Raw genomic sequence first — 14,744 nt, forward strand, 5'->3', positions numbered from 1 at the left:
CTTCGCCGTGAGACATTGCGTTTTTTCCTGCAAATTACGTCGTCATTCCCTTATTTTTTCACGAATAAAGCCCGCCGTAGCGCAAAAATGAAATGGAACGAACTTCAGCGGGAGGAGGGAAAACTACTTGGCGTAACATATCATCGCCCTCCAAAGAACGACGATATAAAAATCCTAGATTTGTCACAGACTTCGGGGTTCGGCGAAACAGTACATCCAGACATTCTATTCATTCAGGAAGGGTTCGGCAATAAAGGCTGGAAATACCTTATGACCATAACCCCCTTCCCTAAAGGAATCGTATATTTTGAAAATCCAGAATTTATGGTGAGCCACGATGGACTGAACTGGGATATCCCAGAAGGAGGGAGTTCCCCTCTAATTCCCGCCCCTGACGACTGGATAGGCTATAATTCGGACCCTTCGCTTCTCTATGATAACGGCATACTGTACCTTATCTACCGGGAGGTCCGCATAGAGGAACACCAGACTGTGATTAATATTTTTATGCTATCAAGCGACAACGGCATCAAGTGGAACAAACCGGAACGCATTGTCACCAAAACAACCGCTCCAGGAGACGAGGGCTTCCTCATGTCCCAGACCCTGTTAAAAAGGGGAGACAGATATATAATGTGGTATGTGGATTCTATTAAGAGCGGCTTCTCTATTTTTAAAATTGAAGGACGCGACATTTTCAACACAGCACTGCCGCAAGAGATACATATCACAGGAATGCCGGAAAACCGGCAACCGTGGCATATCGATGTGGTCGAAGGCGACAGCGGCAAACTGATCATGGCGATTTGCGTGAAGGATAAAAATAACAAAGAGCGCCACGCTATAATTCTCGCAGACAGCGAAGACGACGGTAACAGCTGGCAGGTCTTTGGAGAATCCCTTGAACCCGGGGACGAGGCTTTTTGCGAAAAAAGTCTCTATAGGGCGTCGTTAGCGAGGGGTGAAGATGGACGATGGAGACTATATTATTCCGGATGTGACAACGACGGCAATTGGTTCAGCGCCGTGAAAAACATCTCTTTTGGTACATAACACTTCCCCACTTATCTATATTCGCCAGCAATAATCTTTTTCAAAAAGGCCGCTAACGTGAGAAAGAATATGTTCCTGTAATATCAGCAATAAGTTGCTATATATTAGGTAGCAGCGTTTCTACTCCCTCAAACACCTCCGCCGCACTTATATCCTCAAGACATTGCCTGGAGCACTCAAGTTTTTCACAGCCAGAATTACTGCAGTGACAAACATATTTCCTTCCAAGTCTATCCATATATTCAGCCTCCACTCCGGGAAAATTTGGCCCGAATAGCCCCACGACTGGTTTCCCCAACGCTCTTGCCACATGCATCAGCCCGGTGTCGCCGGAAACTACAAGGTCAAGCTCATTGATGAGCGCTATCGTATCGGTAATAGAGAGAGCTCCTACTTTGTTGATAATATATCGTGACGCCGCCGCAGACACAATCTCTTCCGCCATGCCAACCTCATCCGCACCGCTGCCGAGAAGCAGCAAATAGAATCCTTTTGTCTCGGCAAACCGGCAAAATTCTATCCAGCGCCTGACAGGCCATCTCTTGACGGCATGGCTCGCACCTATGGCAAGCCCAATTGCCGCACTTCCGGCAGGCACGGAAACATGGGCGGCGTCATTTACTGTCCGCGGAGCATAAAGATATCTTTTACAGCGGCTTACAGGCAAAGTGGTATCCATCAAGTCGTCAAACGAAAAATGCGTATGCGAGAAAGGAAATCTCTTCTTACATCCGTACCGTACCGGTATGCCGCAAAGAAAAGAAAAAAGGCTTGTACGATCGGAGGTATGCATGTCAACAAGGATATCAAAGCGCCGACGCCTCACCTGACGCAAAATTTCCAAGAATCCTCTGTTTTTTGTTCTCTTCCTATCCCATACCATCACATCATCTACCCATGGCTGGGTACGCACTATATCCGCATAGAAACTGTCGACCAACCACGTCAGGCGGAAATCAGGATTTTTTTCCTTGATCCGCATTGCGGTATAGTTTGCGAAAATCACATCGCCAAGCGACGAAAATCTCAAAAATAACACATTTTGGGGATAATGCATACTTCCCCGCCTCCTAAAACAATCTATTAACCGTTAGAAGATAATTTTGTACACTTCAGCTTTTTACGATAAACATACTGTAATCCCGGCTCTTCCTAAAATAACGGTTAAAGATGTAAGTTTTTCATTTCTTAGTACTGAAACGTTAATTTTATCCTCACACTATTACATAATAATCCAGTAAAAAAGTAGCAGTCCACAACAAAATCAAAGTATTAAATACTTCTCGTATCTTTAGCATATCTATCTTTCTAATATTTTTCGATACAAAGTTATTGTTTCATGGGCTATTCTCCGAACATTGAATTCATTAGCGCTTTCCAAAGCTTTCAACGCAACACAAGAAAGTAACTGATCATCCCCGATAACACTGAAAAGCTTTTCTGCAAGGCCACTATCTATACCAACGCCCATAAACCAACCATTATACCCGTCTTTGATTATATCAAGCGTTCCACCAATATTCGTAGCAATAGACGGAAGTCCAGCTGCCATGGCTTCAAGTAGCATGAGGCTGAACCCCTCTGGGAGTTGGGATGGCTGAACAAAGATATCAGCTGCCCACAACCATGGTCTTATATCTCTAGCAAAACCATGAAATTCTATTCTATCTGTAAGCTGGTATTTTTCGGATAAATCCCTATATTTTTTCATCTCAGGTCCGTCGCCCACAAGCCATAGCCGCGTGTCATAGGGCGTTTTATAATTGTTTGTCACCTCAAAGTAAGCATCTATCAGATACTCAAAGCCCTTCCAATCTATAAATCTGCCCGCTCCGAGAATGATTTTTGTGTCTTTAGGCACGCCATACTTATTTCGAACATTTTCGCGCACTATATCATCACGTCTATACCGCAATATATCTACCGGATTATAGACAACAACCATTTTTTCTGGAGGGAAACCCTTTTTTTCCATATGTTGCAGTACAGCGTTAGAACATGGAAAAATCATTGAAGCATTTTTGTAATATTTTATTTTCGGGTATTTATCTATAGTTTCAACAACTGGTATACCATAACATTTGCCCCACCAACCGCCAATGCGTGCTGCCGCAGATAACCGCGTATGTATTATATCGGGCTTTTCTCTTTTTAATATCTTACCGAACCCCAAATTAGTGATCGGCAGTGACTGAATGAAAGGTGTTGATACGGCAAATGGTATACCTTCTTCCGTAAGTCTCTGAGGTAAGCTCCCACCAGGGCGGCATACTACAAAATTATCGACTCCCTGTACCGCAAGCTCGTGAATAAGTTGTATCCAAGTTTCTCCCCATGCGAGTTTGTTTTCGTCAACATAATGGAGTATTTTCATTTTTGCCTCTCTCTTTCACATAATTCGATCACTTCTTCGTATATCCTTTCATCTTGATCAACCATTTGTTGCAAAGTCGGCACTGAAGATAACGGTATTGAAAGTTTTACCTTCCTAACATTCATGAAATCAACTAAAGCCTTTTCCCAAGCAAGTAGATCTCCAGGAGGAATTAAGTTGTCTTCACAACCTGCCATCTCACGAACAGATGGTATATTCGACGCTATAACAGGGATTCCGATTTGCACCGCACGTGCGAGGGTCAACGGCATTCCCTCCGTGTATGAAGGAAAGAGCAAGCAAGAAGAATTCGCCATGAACTGATCTACCATATCTGAGTATCCATGGAAAGTTATCTTATTTTCAAAACCACGCTCTTTACAGATATCCTCCAGCTTTTCTTTCATCGGACCATCTCCCAAGATATCCAGCGTCCAATCCCCGTCTTTCCTTATCGTTTTTAATATGTCCTGCAATCCTTTTACCAGCGACAATCTGCCAACAAAAAGGAACCGTATTGTCCCTTTCAAATTGTCCTTACGCCACGATACTCCAGGTATATTTAAACCATTCAATACAACTTGTGTATTCTCATAAAAACATTGTTTCATACCTTCGCGTACAGCCTCACTGACGCATATCACACGGGCCGCGTCGCGATATGGAGAATATATCCACCTTGATTTATTGCCAAAATCCACATGCGCGGTTACAACGTATGGAATACCGGACATATTAGAGGCCCAGCGCGCGATCCAGGCAGGAACCCTAGAATGAGCGTGGATCAGCTGATACCTGCCGTTCTCTACAAGTCTCGCGATTTTTCTCGCACAAAACCAGCCTGTCAGAGGATTTTTCTTATGGACCGGCATTTCGATGTGACTGACTTTCTGCGAAAGCTGACACTGCATCTTACCGCCGGCAGATATCACTAAAATCTCATGCCCACGTTCAGCGAGTTCATTCGAAAGATCTATAACATGCCTTTCAACACCGCCAATATCTAATTCCGGTAAAATTTCAATTATTTTCAAAAGAACATCCCCCCTTTTTTACCATGAATACCTTTGAGAAGTTTTAAGATAAAATTTTAGTTTAGTTAAATATTTTGTCATAGTATATTCTCTGCTTCTTCTTTTGGCTGCGTATTTTTATCTTTCGGTGAAGATATCCTATTCTCATAAGACAGACAGCTCTTTGGAAGCACCGATGCAATACCTAAAGATGTCCAAAATATCACAGCAATATCCCTTCTGGCCTCAAAAACATCGCCTGTAAGACCGTAGACCAGCTGCCCCGCCAGCAAGACGAACAACATCAAGTTCCACGGGACTCCATTTTCCGTAGCATCACGGGCGCGCCATGTTGAGATAAGCAAAAGAATAAACGCCATTATAAAAAATATGGCCGACGGCAGGCCTCCGGAAAATGCAAGTTCCATATACATGTTATGCGCATGTCCGTGAATAACATTATTATCCCTCACTACATCAGGATACTGCGGCAGTGCTCTGGCGTACTCCTGCTCAAGAGAACCCCGTCCATAGCCTACAATTGGATTTTTCAAAACTAACCCAGACACGATTCGCCAAATAGTATATCTGTGATTCGTCAGTGAATCCATATTATTTACGGCTAAAATCTGATTTTTTTCTATTTTGAATCTGTCAAATACACCTCCGTGGGATAGAACGTTAATCCCAAACAACACCGTTATACATAAAACCATCGCAACAATAACACTTTTTATGTTAATTTTTTTATTAACAGCGGCAAAGTATAAAAAGAATGGAAGCATAAAGGCAATAGACAGCCATGCGCCACTGGAAAAAGATATAAACGCGGTCAGCAATACTACTATACAGCCGGCATATTTCAGAAATATTTTATTCCTTAAAACCCACATGCTATAAAAAAAGACATAAGGAAATGCCATAACGGCATATAACCCCAAGGTATTTCCATTCATCGTCAGTCGCTTGGGTAACATCTGCGGAGGCAACTGGTCTTTTACTAGGATCATAATAAAAATAAATACCGTAGCCGGGATAAAAAACGATATAAATGCTTTTCTGGACCTCTCCGTGCAGAGCAGTCTAACAGCGAACAGGTATCCAATCAACATTTCTAAGTATACAGAGGCACCTTTCCCCCAAAGCTCCAAATCCGACATATAAATGAGATTAGCAAAAGCACTCCATAAAAAAAACAACAGTAATATAAATGACACATTACGGCAATTTTTATCTGGAAAACACAAAAACGGCGTCTTATACTTAATCCTCCCATAAATTAATATAAGCAATATCAAGGAGTAACCAATGTAATGCACCGCTGGCGCGAAAATTGTAAACGATATGGAAAAAACTAAAGTAGCTAGAGCTACATTCTCATATGATATGTTATTTATTTTAAACATTCTCTCAGCCTCTTATTCATATATTTTTATAATTTATCACGTATCTCAAGAAATCCCTGGTATATTTCTTCGGGAGTTATAGATAGAATACACGGCGCAGCCGCATCGCCCAATTGGTGCTTATGACAATGCCAGCCTCTGCAGATACAACTTTTATCAAATAAAGAAATTACGTGTATATCCTTTATATCCCACGGAAGGAAACGGTTTCGATCTCCTCCTCCCAATATACATAGAGCGCGGTTCCCACATAAATATGCCCAATGTGTAAGTCCCGTTTCATTGCCAACAAACAATGGCGTATCTTTTATGATAGAGAAAATTTCAGAGATACTCGCACCCCGCACTCTAGTTAAATTCGGGTGGCTAAGAGATAAATCATCTTCTCCCACCTGGACGATACGCAGTGCAACAGGAAGCATGTTAAGAAATTTTTGCCATAGCTCAGTCGGATAACGTCTATATTTTGCCCCCGCATCGGTCATTATCACCAGATCATAGCACCGCTGGAGCTTTGTGTCCCTCAACATCTTGGGATATGAAAGAAACAGCTCTTCGTATGAGGGTAATCCGCCAAACAACGAACGGAAGTAGCTATCAACATGCCTGCTTACATGAAGCACTGCATTATCCGCTCCTTTAATTCTTTCTATGATTTTAAATCCATAAGAGGCCAAATCGCAGGTTACCATCTCACCTTCATATACAAAAGTAGGCATATTTAGCCTCTGTGCGGCATCCAGGATTTTTTTATGATTATACGTAATCGGGATATATAAAGCATCACTATCAGAAATATTATATTTCATTTTCAGGTAAATTGAATAACAACGGCTATGAGCCAATAGTCCCTGATTAATAACTTCCAGAGAATTAGCAGGGAGGAACATTGATAGAACAGGATATTTGTCTTTAGGAATCAGTATCTTTAATTCTATGCCGCTCCTATATAAATAGTGGTAGTAAGGCAAACGAATCAGAATATCACCTATTCCGCCTCTATCAAGAAAGTACTTCACAAAAATCTACCGTCCTTCGATTGATGACGTCTTACCTTGCCTTATATCGACATCTATTCACATAATACATGGATGCATCCATACATCATACATAGTTATTACTAATTTTTATAAAATTTCAAACGAATATCTCGCCGCAATACCGTTTGTATAATATCCTAATATGCAGTTTAGCACAAAGGGTACTATAACATTAACTTCATATAATTACCTTTTACTGATAAGGCAAAAATATCATATAAAACTATAAGCGAGACTTTATAGGCCGGTGTAACAACGCTTTGAAGCAAATCCTCCTTATTAATTGACAATATTTATTTTGTACCACAAATAAACAATAATCCATGTTTCACATTAATAACACGGGACTTACGACGTTTTTACCACCACGATTCTGGACCCATAAAATCAATATTCCTTAGAAATATCTGTACCGGAAATCAGTATACCAGACTTTACAAATATCTATTCCAATTACCGTTGCAGGCACTAGATATATCTCAAATTAGATATTTTCTAACACACCACAGATGAAAATAGATAATAAACAATTATGTCCTCATAAAAGACACGACTTTTACCTCCCCGCCAAACTCGACAGATCGAATATCGGCAGCAGCACGGCAACTACTACGAAGCCGACGAGCACGCCCATCACCAGGATGATCAGCGGTTCCGCGAGGGTCGCCCATTTTTGCATTGAGGACTGGGCGTATTCCCAGCAGCTGGCGCCCAGGCGCACGGCGGCGTCCGGGAGGTTGCTGCCGCTTTCTCCGACACGGATTATCGTCACGATCTCCTCGGGGAATGAGCCCTCTTTCTCAAGTGCCTGAGAAAAACGGTAGCCCTGGCGGATATGTTCGGAGACGACTGAGAGGCGTCCTTTGACGGGGTCCAGCGGCTCCGTCAGTTTGAGAGCCTGCACCAGTGGGATTCCGGCGCGCAGCAGCGTGCCGCTCTGGCTGAAGATCAGCGCGAAGGCCAGGTTGTCGCGGATATCTTTGAACATCGGCAGGTTGATTTTTTTGTTGCTGCGGCGCATCCAGAACACGACAATCGCCACAACTGCAATAAATGGGAGGAATCCTACGCGGACGGCGTTAGAAACAAAGATCAGCATCTCGGTTATGAAGGGCAGCTCCGCGCCGGACTCCACGACGAGCGCGGTGAGGCGCGGCACAACAAAGCTGAGAAGGAATACGACGACGCCAAGGCCGACAATAAGCATCAGTACTGGATAGGTCAGCGAGGACTGTATCTTTCGGCGCAGCGATATTTCGTTCTGGATGAGTTCGCCGGCCTTTTCGAGGATTTCGGCGAGAGAGGCGGATCTTTCTCCAGACTCCACCATCCCGACGAGGCTTGGACGGAAGACGCCGAGCGCGGTCATCGAACCGGCGAGCGAACGCCCTCCCTCCACCGATTCGCGCAGCTGCGTGTATATCGGCTTGAGATTTTTGTCACGCGTCTGCTTTTGCAGCAGGCGCAGCACCTCGGTCATCGAGAGACCGCTGCGCATAAAGGAAGAGAGCGTGGTACAGAAGAGGTATTGCTCTTCCAGCGTCAGGTTTTTCCTGCGCGACCGTCCCGCAAAGGACCAGGTGCGCGGCTTTTCCTCTTTCACGCTGATGATCACATATTTTGCCTCGCCAAGTTCGCGAAGCAGATCGTTCTCGCTCGCCGCCTCTTTGCGGAGCTGCTTTTTCTCCCCCGCCAGAGTGTAGACTTCGGCCTTATAGAGCGGCATTGATTATACCTCGCCGACGACGCGCAGCATCTCTTCGGGCGTCGTCTCTCCCTCGCGGACTGCCAGCAGGCCAAGCTCCAGCAGGGTAGCGAAGCCGCCGTGGCGCGCGAGGCTCTTGAGTTCGTGCAGCGCCGCACCGCGGGCGATAGCGTCCTGTATCTCCGGCGTGACGTCGAACTGCTCATAGAGACCGAAGCGCCCGCGGTAACCGCTGCCGTTGCAGTGTTCACAGCCAACGCCGCGCCAGGCCTTTTCGATGCCGTTTTTTAACACGACGCCGGAGGTCGGGATCTCTTTTTTACAGTGCGGGCAGACCCGGCGCACAAGCCGCTGAGCGACGACACCTAGCAGCGAACCTGAGATAAGGTATGGCTCGACGCCCATGTCGGTAAGGCGGGTCACGGCGCTGATGGAGTCGTTGGTGTGGAGCGTCGAAAAGACAAGGTGCCCCGTAAGCGAGGCCTGGATGCCGATGTGCGCGGTGTCAAAATCGCGCATCTCTCCGATCATGATGATGTCGGGGTCCTGGCGCAGTATAGAACGCAGGGTGTTCGCAAAGGTGAGTCCCGCCTTTTCGTTCACCTGCACCTGCCCCACGCCCGGAAGATCATATTCTATCGGGTCTTCGACGGTGATGATGTTCACCTGCGGCCGCGCGAGCGCCTGCAGGATGGCGTAGAGGCTCGTGCTCTTGCCGGAGCCGGTGGGGCCGGTGAAGAGGATCATGCCGTTGGGGCGGCGGATGAGGTTCTCTATCCGCTCCCGTTCGTAGGCCTTCATGCCGAGGTCCTCAAGCGTCAGCAGGCCGCGCGCCTTGTCGAGGAGCCTGAGCACCAGACGCTCTCCATGCTGTGTCGGCAATGAGCTGACGCGTATATCGACAAGGCGGTCCCCAAGGCTGATGCCGATGCGGCCGTCCTGCGGCACGAAACGTTCTGCGATATCCATGTTGGCCATGACTTTGATACGGCTCGTCACGGGCGACTGATGTCCTTTGGAGAGGGCGTAGCGGTCGGATAGGACGCCGTCGACGCGGTAACGCACGGCGACGCGGTCCTCGTAGGGTTCGATGTGGATATCCGTCGCGCGTTCGCGCAGGGACTCCATGAGGATGCCGTTGACAAGCTTGACGACCGGCGCGTCTACGCTGTCGCTCATGACCTCCTGGCGCGCGAGTTCGGAGAGGTCGTCGACCTCTTCGATGGCGTTCAGCGTCTCCTGCCCGACGCCGCTCTTGATGTCGTAGAGGCCGCGGATGAGGTTCTGTATCTCCGCGGGCGGGAATAGTATGGTATCGGCGCTGGCGTCCATCGAGGCCGCGAGCAGCTGCGTCTCCACTACGCATGATAGGTCGGCCGCCGCAAAGGTGACGACCTTTTCGTCGCGCACGATGGGTATGAAGCACTTGTCACGCAGAGCGTCAAGGCTCACCCCCGGAGGGATGAGCTCAAGCACGCTTTCCGGCGTTATGTTCAGATCTTTTAAGGAACGCTCCGTCATTTTCTTATTTGCCGCCGTTCGGGGCCTTTTGCTGCGGCTTCACGTCGTCTGAGCCCACCATTCCGGAGAACTGTCCGTGGGGATCAAGCATCTCTCTTGAAACTCCCTGCTGTTTGATCGACTTGCGGTAGTCCTCGTTGTTGCGCTGCATCAGGATGCGTTCCGCTTCGCTGAGCTTCTGTCCGTCAGTGATGATCTCGTTGGTGATCTTCGAGGCGTGCTGCGGCGTCTCAAGTATATAGGGCGTGAGGAAGATCATCAGGTCAACCTTTTCGCGCTGCTTCTCCTGAGATTTGAAGAGATTGCCGATCAGAGGGATGTATGAGAAGAGCGGCACACGGTTCTTCAGCTCCTTCTCCGCCTCTTTGATGAGACCGCCAATGACGACCGTTTCGCCGTTCGCGACGAGTACGCTGGTCTTGACCTCGCGCTTGGAGGTTATCGGCGTGACGGAGTTCGTCGTCGTCATCAGGTCTTCGATGCGCTGTTCGATCTCCAGCGCGACGAGGTTACCGCTTCTGATGTGCGGCGTCACCGTGAGGATGAGGCCGACGTCCTTGTATTCGTAAGAGTTCGTCACAGAGTCAGTGTTGGCCGCGTTTGTAAGGCTGCCCTTGAGCTGCGGTATGACCTGTCCCACCTGAAGGGAGCTCTCAAGGTTGTCGGTGCACATGAGGCGCGGCATCGAGAGGACGTTGATCGCGTCGAATTTGTTGAGCAGTTTTATGTAGGCATAGGCAAGACCGGCGCCTTGTGTATTTGTGAGTGTGTGAGCATTGCCCTTATCATCATATTCCAGTTTTTCATTAGTGATCAGACTCTGGTATAACTGCTGAATGTCGGAGGGAACGGCGGTGTTGCCAAGCTGCACGTTACCCGCGACGACCGTACTGCCGAAGAGGTCGCCGCCCCAGGCCGCCCAGTCGATGCCGGCGCTGTTGAGCTTGTTGAGGCTGACCTCGGCGATAAGGCCGCGCAGCAACACCTGTTTCGGCTGTGTGTCAAGCTGTTCGAGGATTGTCTTAAGCGAGTTATACTGTTCCTGCGAAGCGGTAAATACAAGGCTGTTGGTCGGCAGGTCGGGGACGACCGTCGATGGCATCGCCCCTTTGGGGTCCGGCGAGAGCTTCGCGGCGACGGCGAGTATCTGGGAAAGCTGCTCGGCGACCGTCTTCGCGTCGGCGTTTTTCAGGCGATATACGTGGAAGTTCTCGGTGCGCGAGGGGACGTCGATATCCTTGATGATACGCTCCGCCTCACGGATGTTCTGGCTGCTGCCGACGAGGATTATCCTCTTAGTGCGCTCGTCGGAGACCGATACCATCCCCGCCAGCTTTGAGGAGGCGTCCTTCGCGATCGCGTTGAGCTGCGCCTCCAGCAGCTTCGCGTTCGCGTATTGCAGCGCGCAGACCTTGATCGTGCGAATGCTGTCGGGGGCGTCGATCGCGCGGATGACCCCGGCGGCGCGGGAGAGCAGGGCGGCCTTGCCTACCAGCAAAACGGCGCTGCCGTTGCCGATCGGGGAGACCTGTATCTGCGGGATCGCCGTCTTGAGCGGCGAGACGACGTAACCGGCCTTCACATAGCTCAGAGGCACCAGCTGCACCATTATCGTGTCGCTCGGGTCAACGCTTTGGTCCCCCTTGATGACGGTGTTGCTCGCGGTTCCGCCGGTGGAGAGGGGCACAACTTTGGAGTATCCCTCCATGTCCTGCAGAGAGAGGTTGTTCATTTCGAGCACCGACAGCATCACCTGCCGCGCCTCTTTGAGGGTGACGGCCTTCGGTGAGACCACCGAAACCTTGCCTGAGACCCCCGGGTTCACAAGAATATTTTCCCCAAGGAGCTCCGACATAAAGCGGATGAATTTCGCCATATCGAGGTCTTTGAAGTTCAGCTGTACGCGGCCCGCGGCGCGCATCTCCTGCGCCGCCTGGATCAGGTTCAGCTCTTCTTGGTCGGGCTCCGCCGCCGACAGGGTGCAGGCCGAGAGAGATACGGCAGCCGCTGCGAATAATGTATAAAGCAATCTTTTCTTACCGTGCATCATTTACCACTCCTAATTTATTGCTGCGTTCTGACCTGTGATAAAGACGGGAGATCCGTCTATTGCTGTTGTTTATCGCCGCGGCTTCCGCTCTTTATAATATCCGTCGACGACGCCGCTGCCGCCTCTTCCTCTGCATCCTCTTTCGAAGGGATGTACAGTATTATCTTTTTATTTTTCTTATCGGCGACGGTGATCTCGCGCCACTTCACCTTTAGGGCTTCTCCGCTGTCGTCGGAGCCTGCCTTGTCGAAGTCGAGCCGCCCGAATTTCTCGCCGAACATCTCCGTCTCCTTGTCCTTCGTCTCCCACTTGAAGTCCCCGCTCGTTCCCGCGTCGGAGAGCTCCTTTGTCGAGATCCCCGCCTCCACCGCCTGCGCGGCATTCAAGAGGCTCTCCTTCTCCTTTACGGCGGAGAGGGTATTTTGCGCCATTATCGTAAGTTTTATCGCCGCCGTCGTCGTCAGCGCGAGGACCATGACGGCGACCATTACCTCTATAAGGGTAAAACCTCTCCTTCCCAGCACCGGCCCTTATTTCACCTGGTACTTAAGCTCAAGGGGTTTTCCCTTGCGCTGTACGGTAACGTCGAAGCGCGTCCCCGCCATCAGCGAGTTCACGGCGTTAGCGGCATCAGCCATATTAGAAATGGTGACGCCGTTGACCGCCTGTATAACATCCCCCTGTGCGACGCCGACACGGGCGAAGACGCTGTCAGGCGCGATACGCTCAAGCTGCATGCCGGAACCGTCATCTGCCGGCACCATCCGCAGCTTGCCGAGTTCGTCGTAAGGGTTCATCAGCAGCGCGTCGACAAGCTCGCGCGGCACAGCCCCCTCTTTTCCCTCCGATGCCGGTTCGACGCCGGAAAAATCAAGCTTCGGCGAGGTTGGCTTCGGCGTCCTCGGAGAAGCCGGCGGAGGCGTCTGAGCCCTGGGTGCGGTCCCTCCCGAGAGGAATAGGTATAGGGTATGCTCGCTCTTACCGTCGGTAAGGAGCACCTCTCCGTATTTTATCTTTTCCAACGTATAGCCGTTTACAGTCTGTCCCTTCAGGAACAGCTTCGTTCCCTCGGGATCGCTTATCCAGGCTCCGATGTTAGGCAACGTTCCCTGAAGAGAGAGGGAGTCAAGCGCCACCGTGCGACCCGTCGTCGCTTTATCCTCTTTCACCGGCAGATCGGCCTTGAAGGGGTTCGCTGCGGTGAAGTCTCCCAGCCCACCGCTGCCCTTCGCGTTCGCAAAGGAGGGCGCGCGGCCGCTGACCCTTGAGGCGGCGGCGATATCGGCGTCAAGGCGCAGAGAGAGCAGCACTCCCTTTACCATCCAGCACAGACAGAGCCCCGCGAATAGTCCGCAGACAAACAACGCCGGCGTCAGCATACGCGAGCCGCCTCTCTTCCCGGCCTTTTCTCCGCCGGTAAAGGAGGAGCGGAGACCGCCGTAAAGTTTTACTACCTGTTCGTAGGAGCCGTCGTATTTAAGACGGTCCGTTATCTTGTTTTTTATGGAGGCGATAAGGCTCATCTCTCGATCCTCCACTCCCCGCTCTTGACCTTGGTCAGCGGAACCATTCCCATCTTACCGGCCATTTCAAGGGCCCGGTCAAGTTCCGCAGGCACCTTGAGCAGCATCTTCGCGCGCGTCAGCTTCCCCGTCTCACGCGAAAGCTCGGCAAAGCCAGTAACGGAAGTTTTGCCGGTAAAGGCGATATTCTCTATCATCAAAGACTGCGGTGTGAGCGAGATATCCGCCGTGCCGCCGTTCCACTCTAGAGCCTGCCGCGTCACCGGCACAAGGCTGCCGCGTCCCATCTCTAGCCGGCAGCTCTTAGTCTGCGAAAAAAGCGAGGAGATTATTGAGGGCGTGAGGGTCACCTCTCCGGCGCTGAACCTGAACACAGGAAAGTCGGCGTTCACGCCGTTGTATATAAAGCTCTTTGAAAATAGCCCCGATACGCCGGATGAGGCAACTGTAAGAAAAATTCCGTTTTCCGCCGCGGCGCTCATAGCCATCGAGGCCGAGGTTCCCGCGAGGGACGACCAGGGGAAGAATACCAGTAATCCGCAGAACAGCCCCGCGATGACCGCCGCGGCGCCGCGTAAGGTTTTTTTCATTGATCTTCACCCACTATCGTCAGCGTTACGTTGATCAGCCGGCCGTCTTTCTGTCCCGTCAGCGAACGAAGCTCCGCCGTCTTCACCGAGAGACCGTTTCGCTGAATATCCTCAACAAGCTTGCCCAGCTCCTCGTGATAGAGCCTATTGACCTGCAGCACAAGTCCCGACGGAGAAGACGACAGCTGATTGACCTTGCTCTGGAGCCCCAGCTTGTCGATTATCTCCGATACCGCCGAAAGCGGTTCTTTACCGGATACGGCGCCCTGCTGCGGGTAAGATTTTACCGTTATCGCCGCGTTGAGGATCTTCTCCGCGTCGCCAAGCCGGTCTTCGTTTTCGCTCATGGCGGAGAGCGCGGCGGAAAAGGCAAGCAGCGCGGCGAGCCAGATCATCACCGTGATCAGCGCCGCCCTTTGCAGACGTTTCGCCCCCGGCATCGCGCGCAGCTCTTCAAGAGATAACATCT

13 protein-coding genes are annotated in these 14,744 nt (G+C 49.9%); 1 reads left to right on the plus strand and 12 read right to left on the minus strand.

Annotated elements, in window-relative coordinates; translation table 11 throughout:
* Positions 1–87: 87 nt before the first annotated feature.
* A complete protein-coding gene (locus tag BED41_RS12605; RefSeq protein ID WP_157102355.1) occupies positions 88–1,053 on the plus strand; it encodes a sialidase family protein in 966 nt (321 codons plus the stop codon).
* 97 nt (positions 1,054–1,150) lie between these two features.
* Here BED41_RS12605 and BED41_RS12610 read toward each other — a convergent pair whose 3' ends face one another.
* The 12 genes from BED41_RS12610 to gspM form a co-directional block, all read right to left on the minus strand.
* On the minus strand, positions 1,151–2,110 hold the full coding sequence (locus tag BED41_RS12610) for a glycosyltransferase family 9 protein (RefSeq protein WP_066746926.1): 960 nt from the start codon (positions 2,108–2,110) through the stop codon (positions 1,151–1,153).
* 243 nt (positions 2,111–2,353) lie between these two features.
* Positions 2,354–3,427 (minus strand): glycosyltransferase family 4 protein, encoded by a 1,074-nt coding sequence (locus tag BED41_RS12615; RefSeq protein ID WP_066746929.1) that lies wholly within the window; start codon positions 3,425–3,427, stop codon positions 2,354–2,356.
* On the minus strand, positions 3,424–4,461 hold the full coding sequence (locus BED41_RS12620) for a glycosyltransferase family 4 protein (protein WP_066746932.1): 1,038 nt from the start codon (positions 4,459–4,461) through the stop codon (positions 3,424–3,426). Before BED41_RS12620 ends, BED41_RS12615 begins: the two co-directional genes overlap by 4 nt.
* Before the next feature lie 77 nt (positions 4,462–4,538).
* Complete coding sequence (locus BED41_RS12625) at positions 4,539–5,846, minus strand: O-antigen ligase family protein (RefSeq protein ID WP_066746935.1); 1,308 nt, start codon at positions 5,844–5,846, stop codon at positions 4,539–4,541.
* Between the two features lie 26 nt (positions 5,847–5,872).
* Positions 5,873–6,865 (minus strand): glycosyltransferase family 9 protein, encoded by a 993-nt coding sequence (locus BED41_RS12630; protein WP_066746938.1) that lies wholly within the window; start codon positions 6,863–6,865, stop codon positions 5,873–5,875.
* Between the two features lie 577 nt (positions 6,866–7,442).
* Positions 7,443–8,612 carry a type II secretion system F family protein gene (locus BED41_RS12635; RefSeq protein WP_066746941.1) on the minus strand — a complete coding sequence of 390 codons (1,170 nt, stop codon included), beginning with the start codon at positions 8,610–8,612 and terminating at the stop codon, positions 7,443–7,445.
* A gap of 3 nt (positions 8,613–8,615) precedes the next feature.
* Positions 8,616–10,112 (minus strand): GspE/PulE family protein, encoded by a 1,497-nt coding sequence (locus tag BED41_RS12640; RefSeq protein WP_066746944.1) that lies wholly within the window; start codon positions 10,110–10,112, stop codon positions 8,616–8,618.
* A 4-nt stretch (positions 10,113–10,116) separates the two neighbouring features.
* Complete coding sequence (gspD, locus tag BED41_RS12645; RefSeq protein WP_229712310.1) at positions 10,117–12,162, minus strand: type II secretion system secretin GspD; 2,046 nt, start codon at positions 12,160–12,162, stop codon at positions 10,117–10,119.
* Positions 12,163–12,218: 56 nt separating this feature from the next.
* On the minus strand, positions 12,219–12,686 hold the full coding sequence (locus BED41_RS12650; RefSeq protein ID WP_157102356.1) for a PulJ/GspJ family protein: 468 nt from the start codon (positions 12,684–12,686) through the stop codon (positions 12,219–12,221).
* Between the two features lie 6 nt (positions 12,687–12,692).
* Positions 12,693–13,685, minus strand: coding sequence for a type II secretion system protein GspC (gene gspC / locus BED41_RS12655; protein WP_066746952.1), 993 nt, complete (start codon positions 13,683–13,685; stop codon positions 12,693–12,695).
* Complete coding sequence (gene gspN / locus BED41_RS12660) at positions 13,682–14,275, minus strand: type II secretion system protein GspN (protein ID WP_066746955.1); 594 nt, start codon at positions 14,273–14,275, stop codon at positions 13,682–13,684. Before gspN ends, gspC begins: the two co-directional genes overlap by 4 nt.
* On the minus strand, positions 14,272–14,742 hold the full coding sequence (gene gspM, locus BED41_RS12665) for a type II secretion system protein GspM (protein WP_066746958.1): 471 nt from the start codon (positions 14,740–14,742) through the stop codon (positions 14,272–14,274). The genes gspN and gspM overlap by 4 nt, the downstream gene beginning before the upstream one ends.
* Positions 14,743–14,744 lie beyond the last annotated feature (2 nt).

The organism is Cloacibacillus porcorum (assembly GCF_001701045.1).
In the GTDB taxonomy this organism is placed as follows: domain Bacteria; phylum Synergistota; class Synergistia; order Synergistales; family Synergistaceae; genus Cloacibacillus; species Cloacibacillus porcorum.

Coding starts and splice junctions, on each gene's coding strand:
- BED41_RS12605 (WP_157102355.1), top strand. CDS start 88: ATGAAATGGAACGAACTTCAGCGGGAGGAGGGAAAACTACTTGGCGTA.
- BED41_RS12610 (WP_066746926.1), bottom strand. CDS start 2,110: ATGCATTATCCCCAAAATGTGTTATTTTTGAGATTTTCGTCGCTTGGC.
- BED41_RS12615 (WP_066746929.1), bottom strand. CDS start 3,427: ATGAAAATACTCCATTATGTTGACGAAAACAAACTCGCATGGGGAGAA.
- BED41_RS12625 (WP_066746935.1), bottom strand. CDS start 5,846: ATGTTTAAAATAAATAACATATCATATGAGAATGTAGCTCTAGCTACT.
- BED41_RS12635 (WP_066746941.1), bottom strand. CDS start 8,612: ATGCCGCTCTATAAGGCCGAAGTCTACACTCTGGCGGGGGAGAAAAAG.
- BED41_RS12640 (WP_066746944.1), bottom strand. CDS start 10,112: ATGACGGAGCGTTCCTTAAAAGATCTGAACATAACGCCGGAAAGCGTG.
- gspD (WP_229712310.1), bottom strand. CDS start 12,162: ATGATGCACGGTAAGAAAAGATTGCTTTATACATTATTCGCAGCGGCT.
- gspC (WP_066746952.1), bottom strand. CDS start 13,685: ATGAGCCTTATCGCCTCCATAAAAAACAAGATAACGGACCGTCTTAAA.
- gspN (WP_066746955.1), bottom strand. CDS start 14,275: ATGAAAAAAACCTTACGCGGCGCCGCGGCGGTCATCGCGGGGCTGTTC.
- gspM (WP_066746958.1), bottom strand. CDS start 14,742: ATGTTATCTCTTGAAGAGCTGCGCGCGATGCCGGGGGCGAAACGTCTG.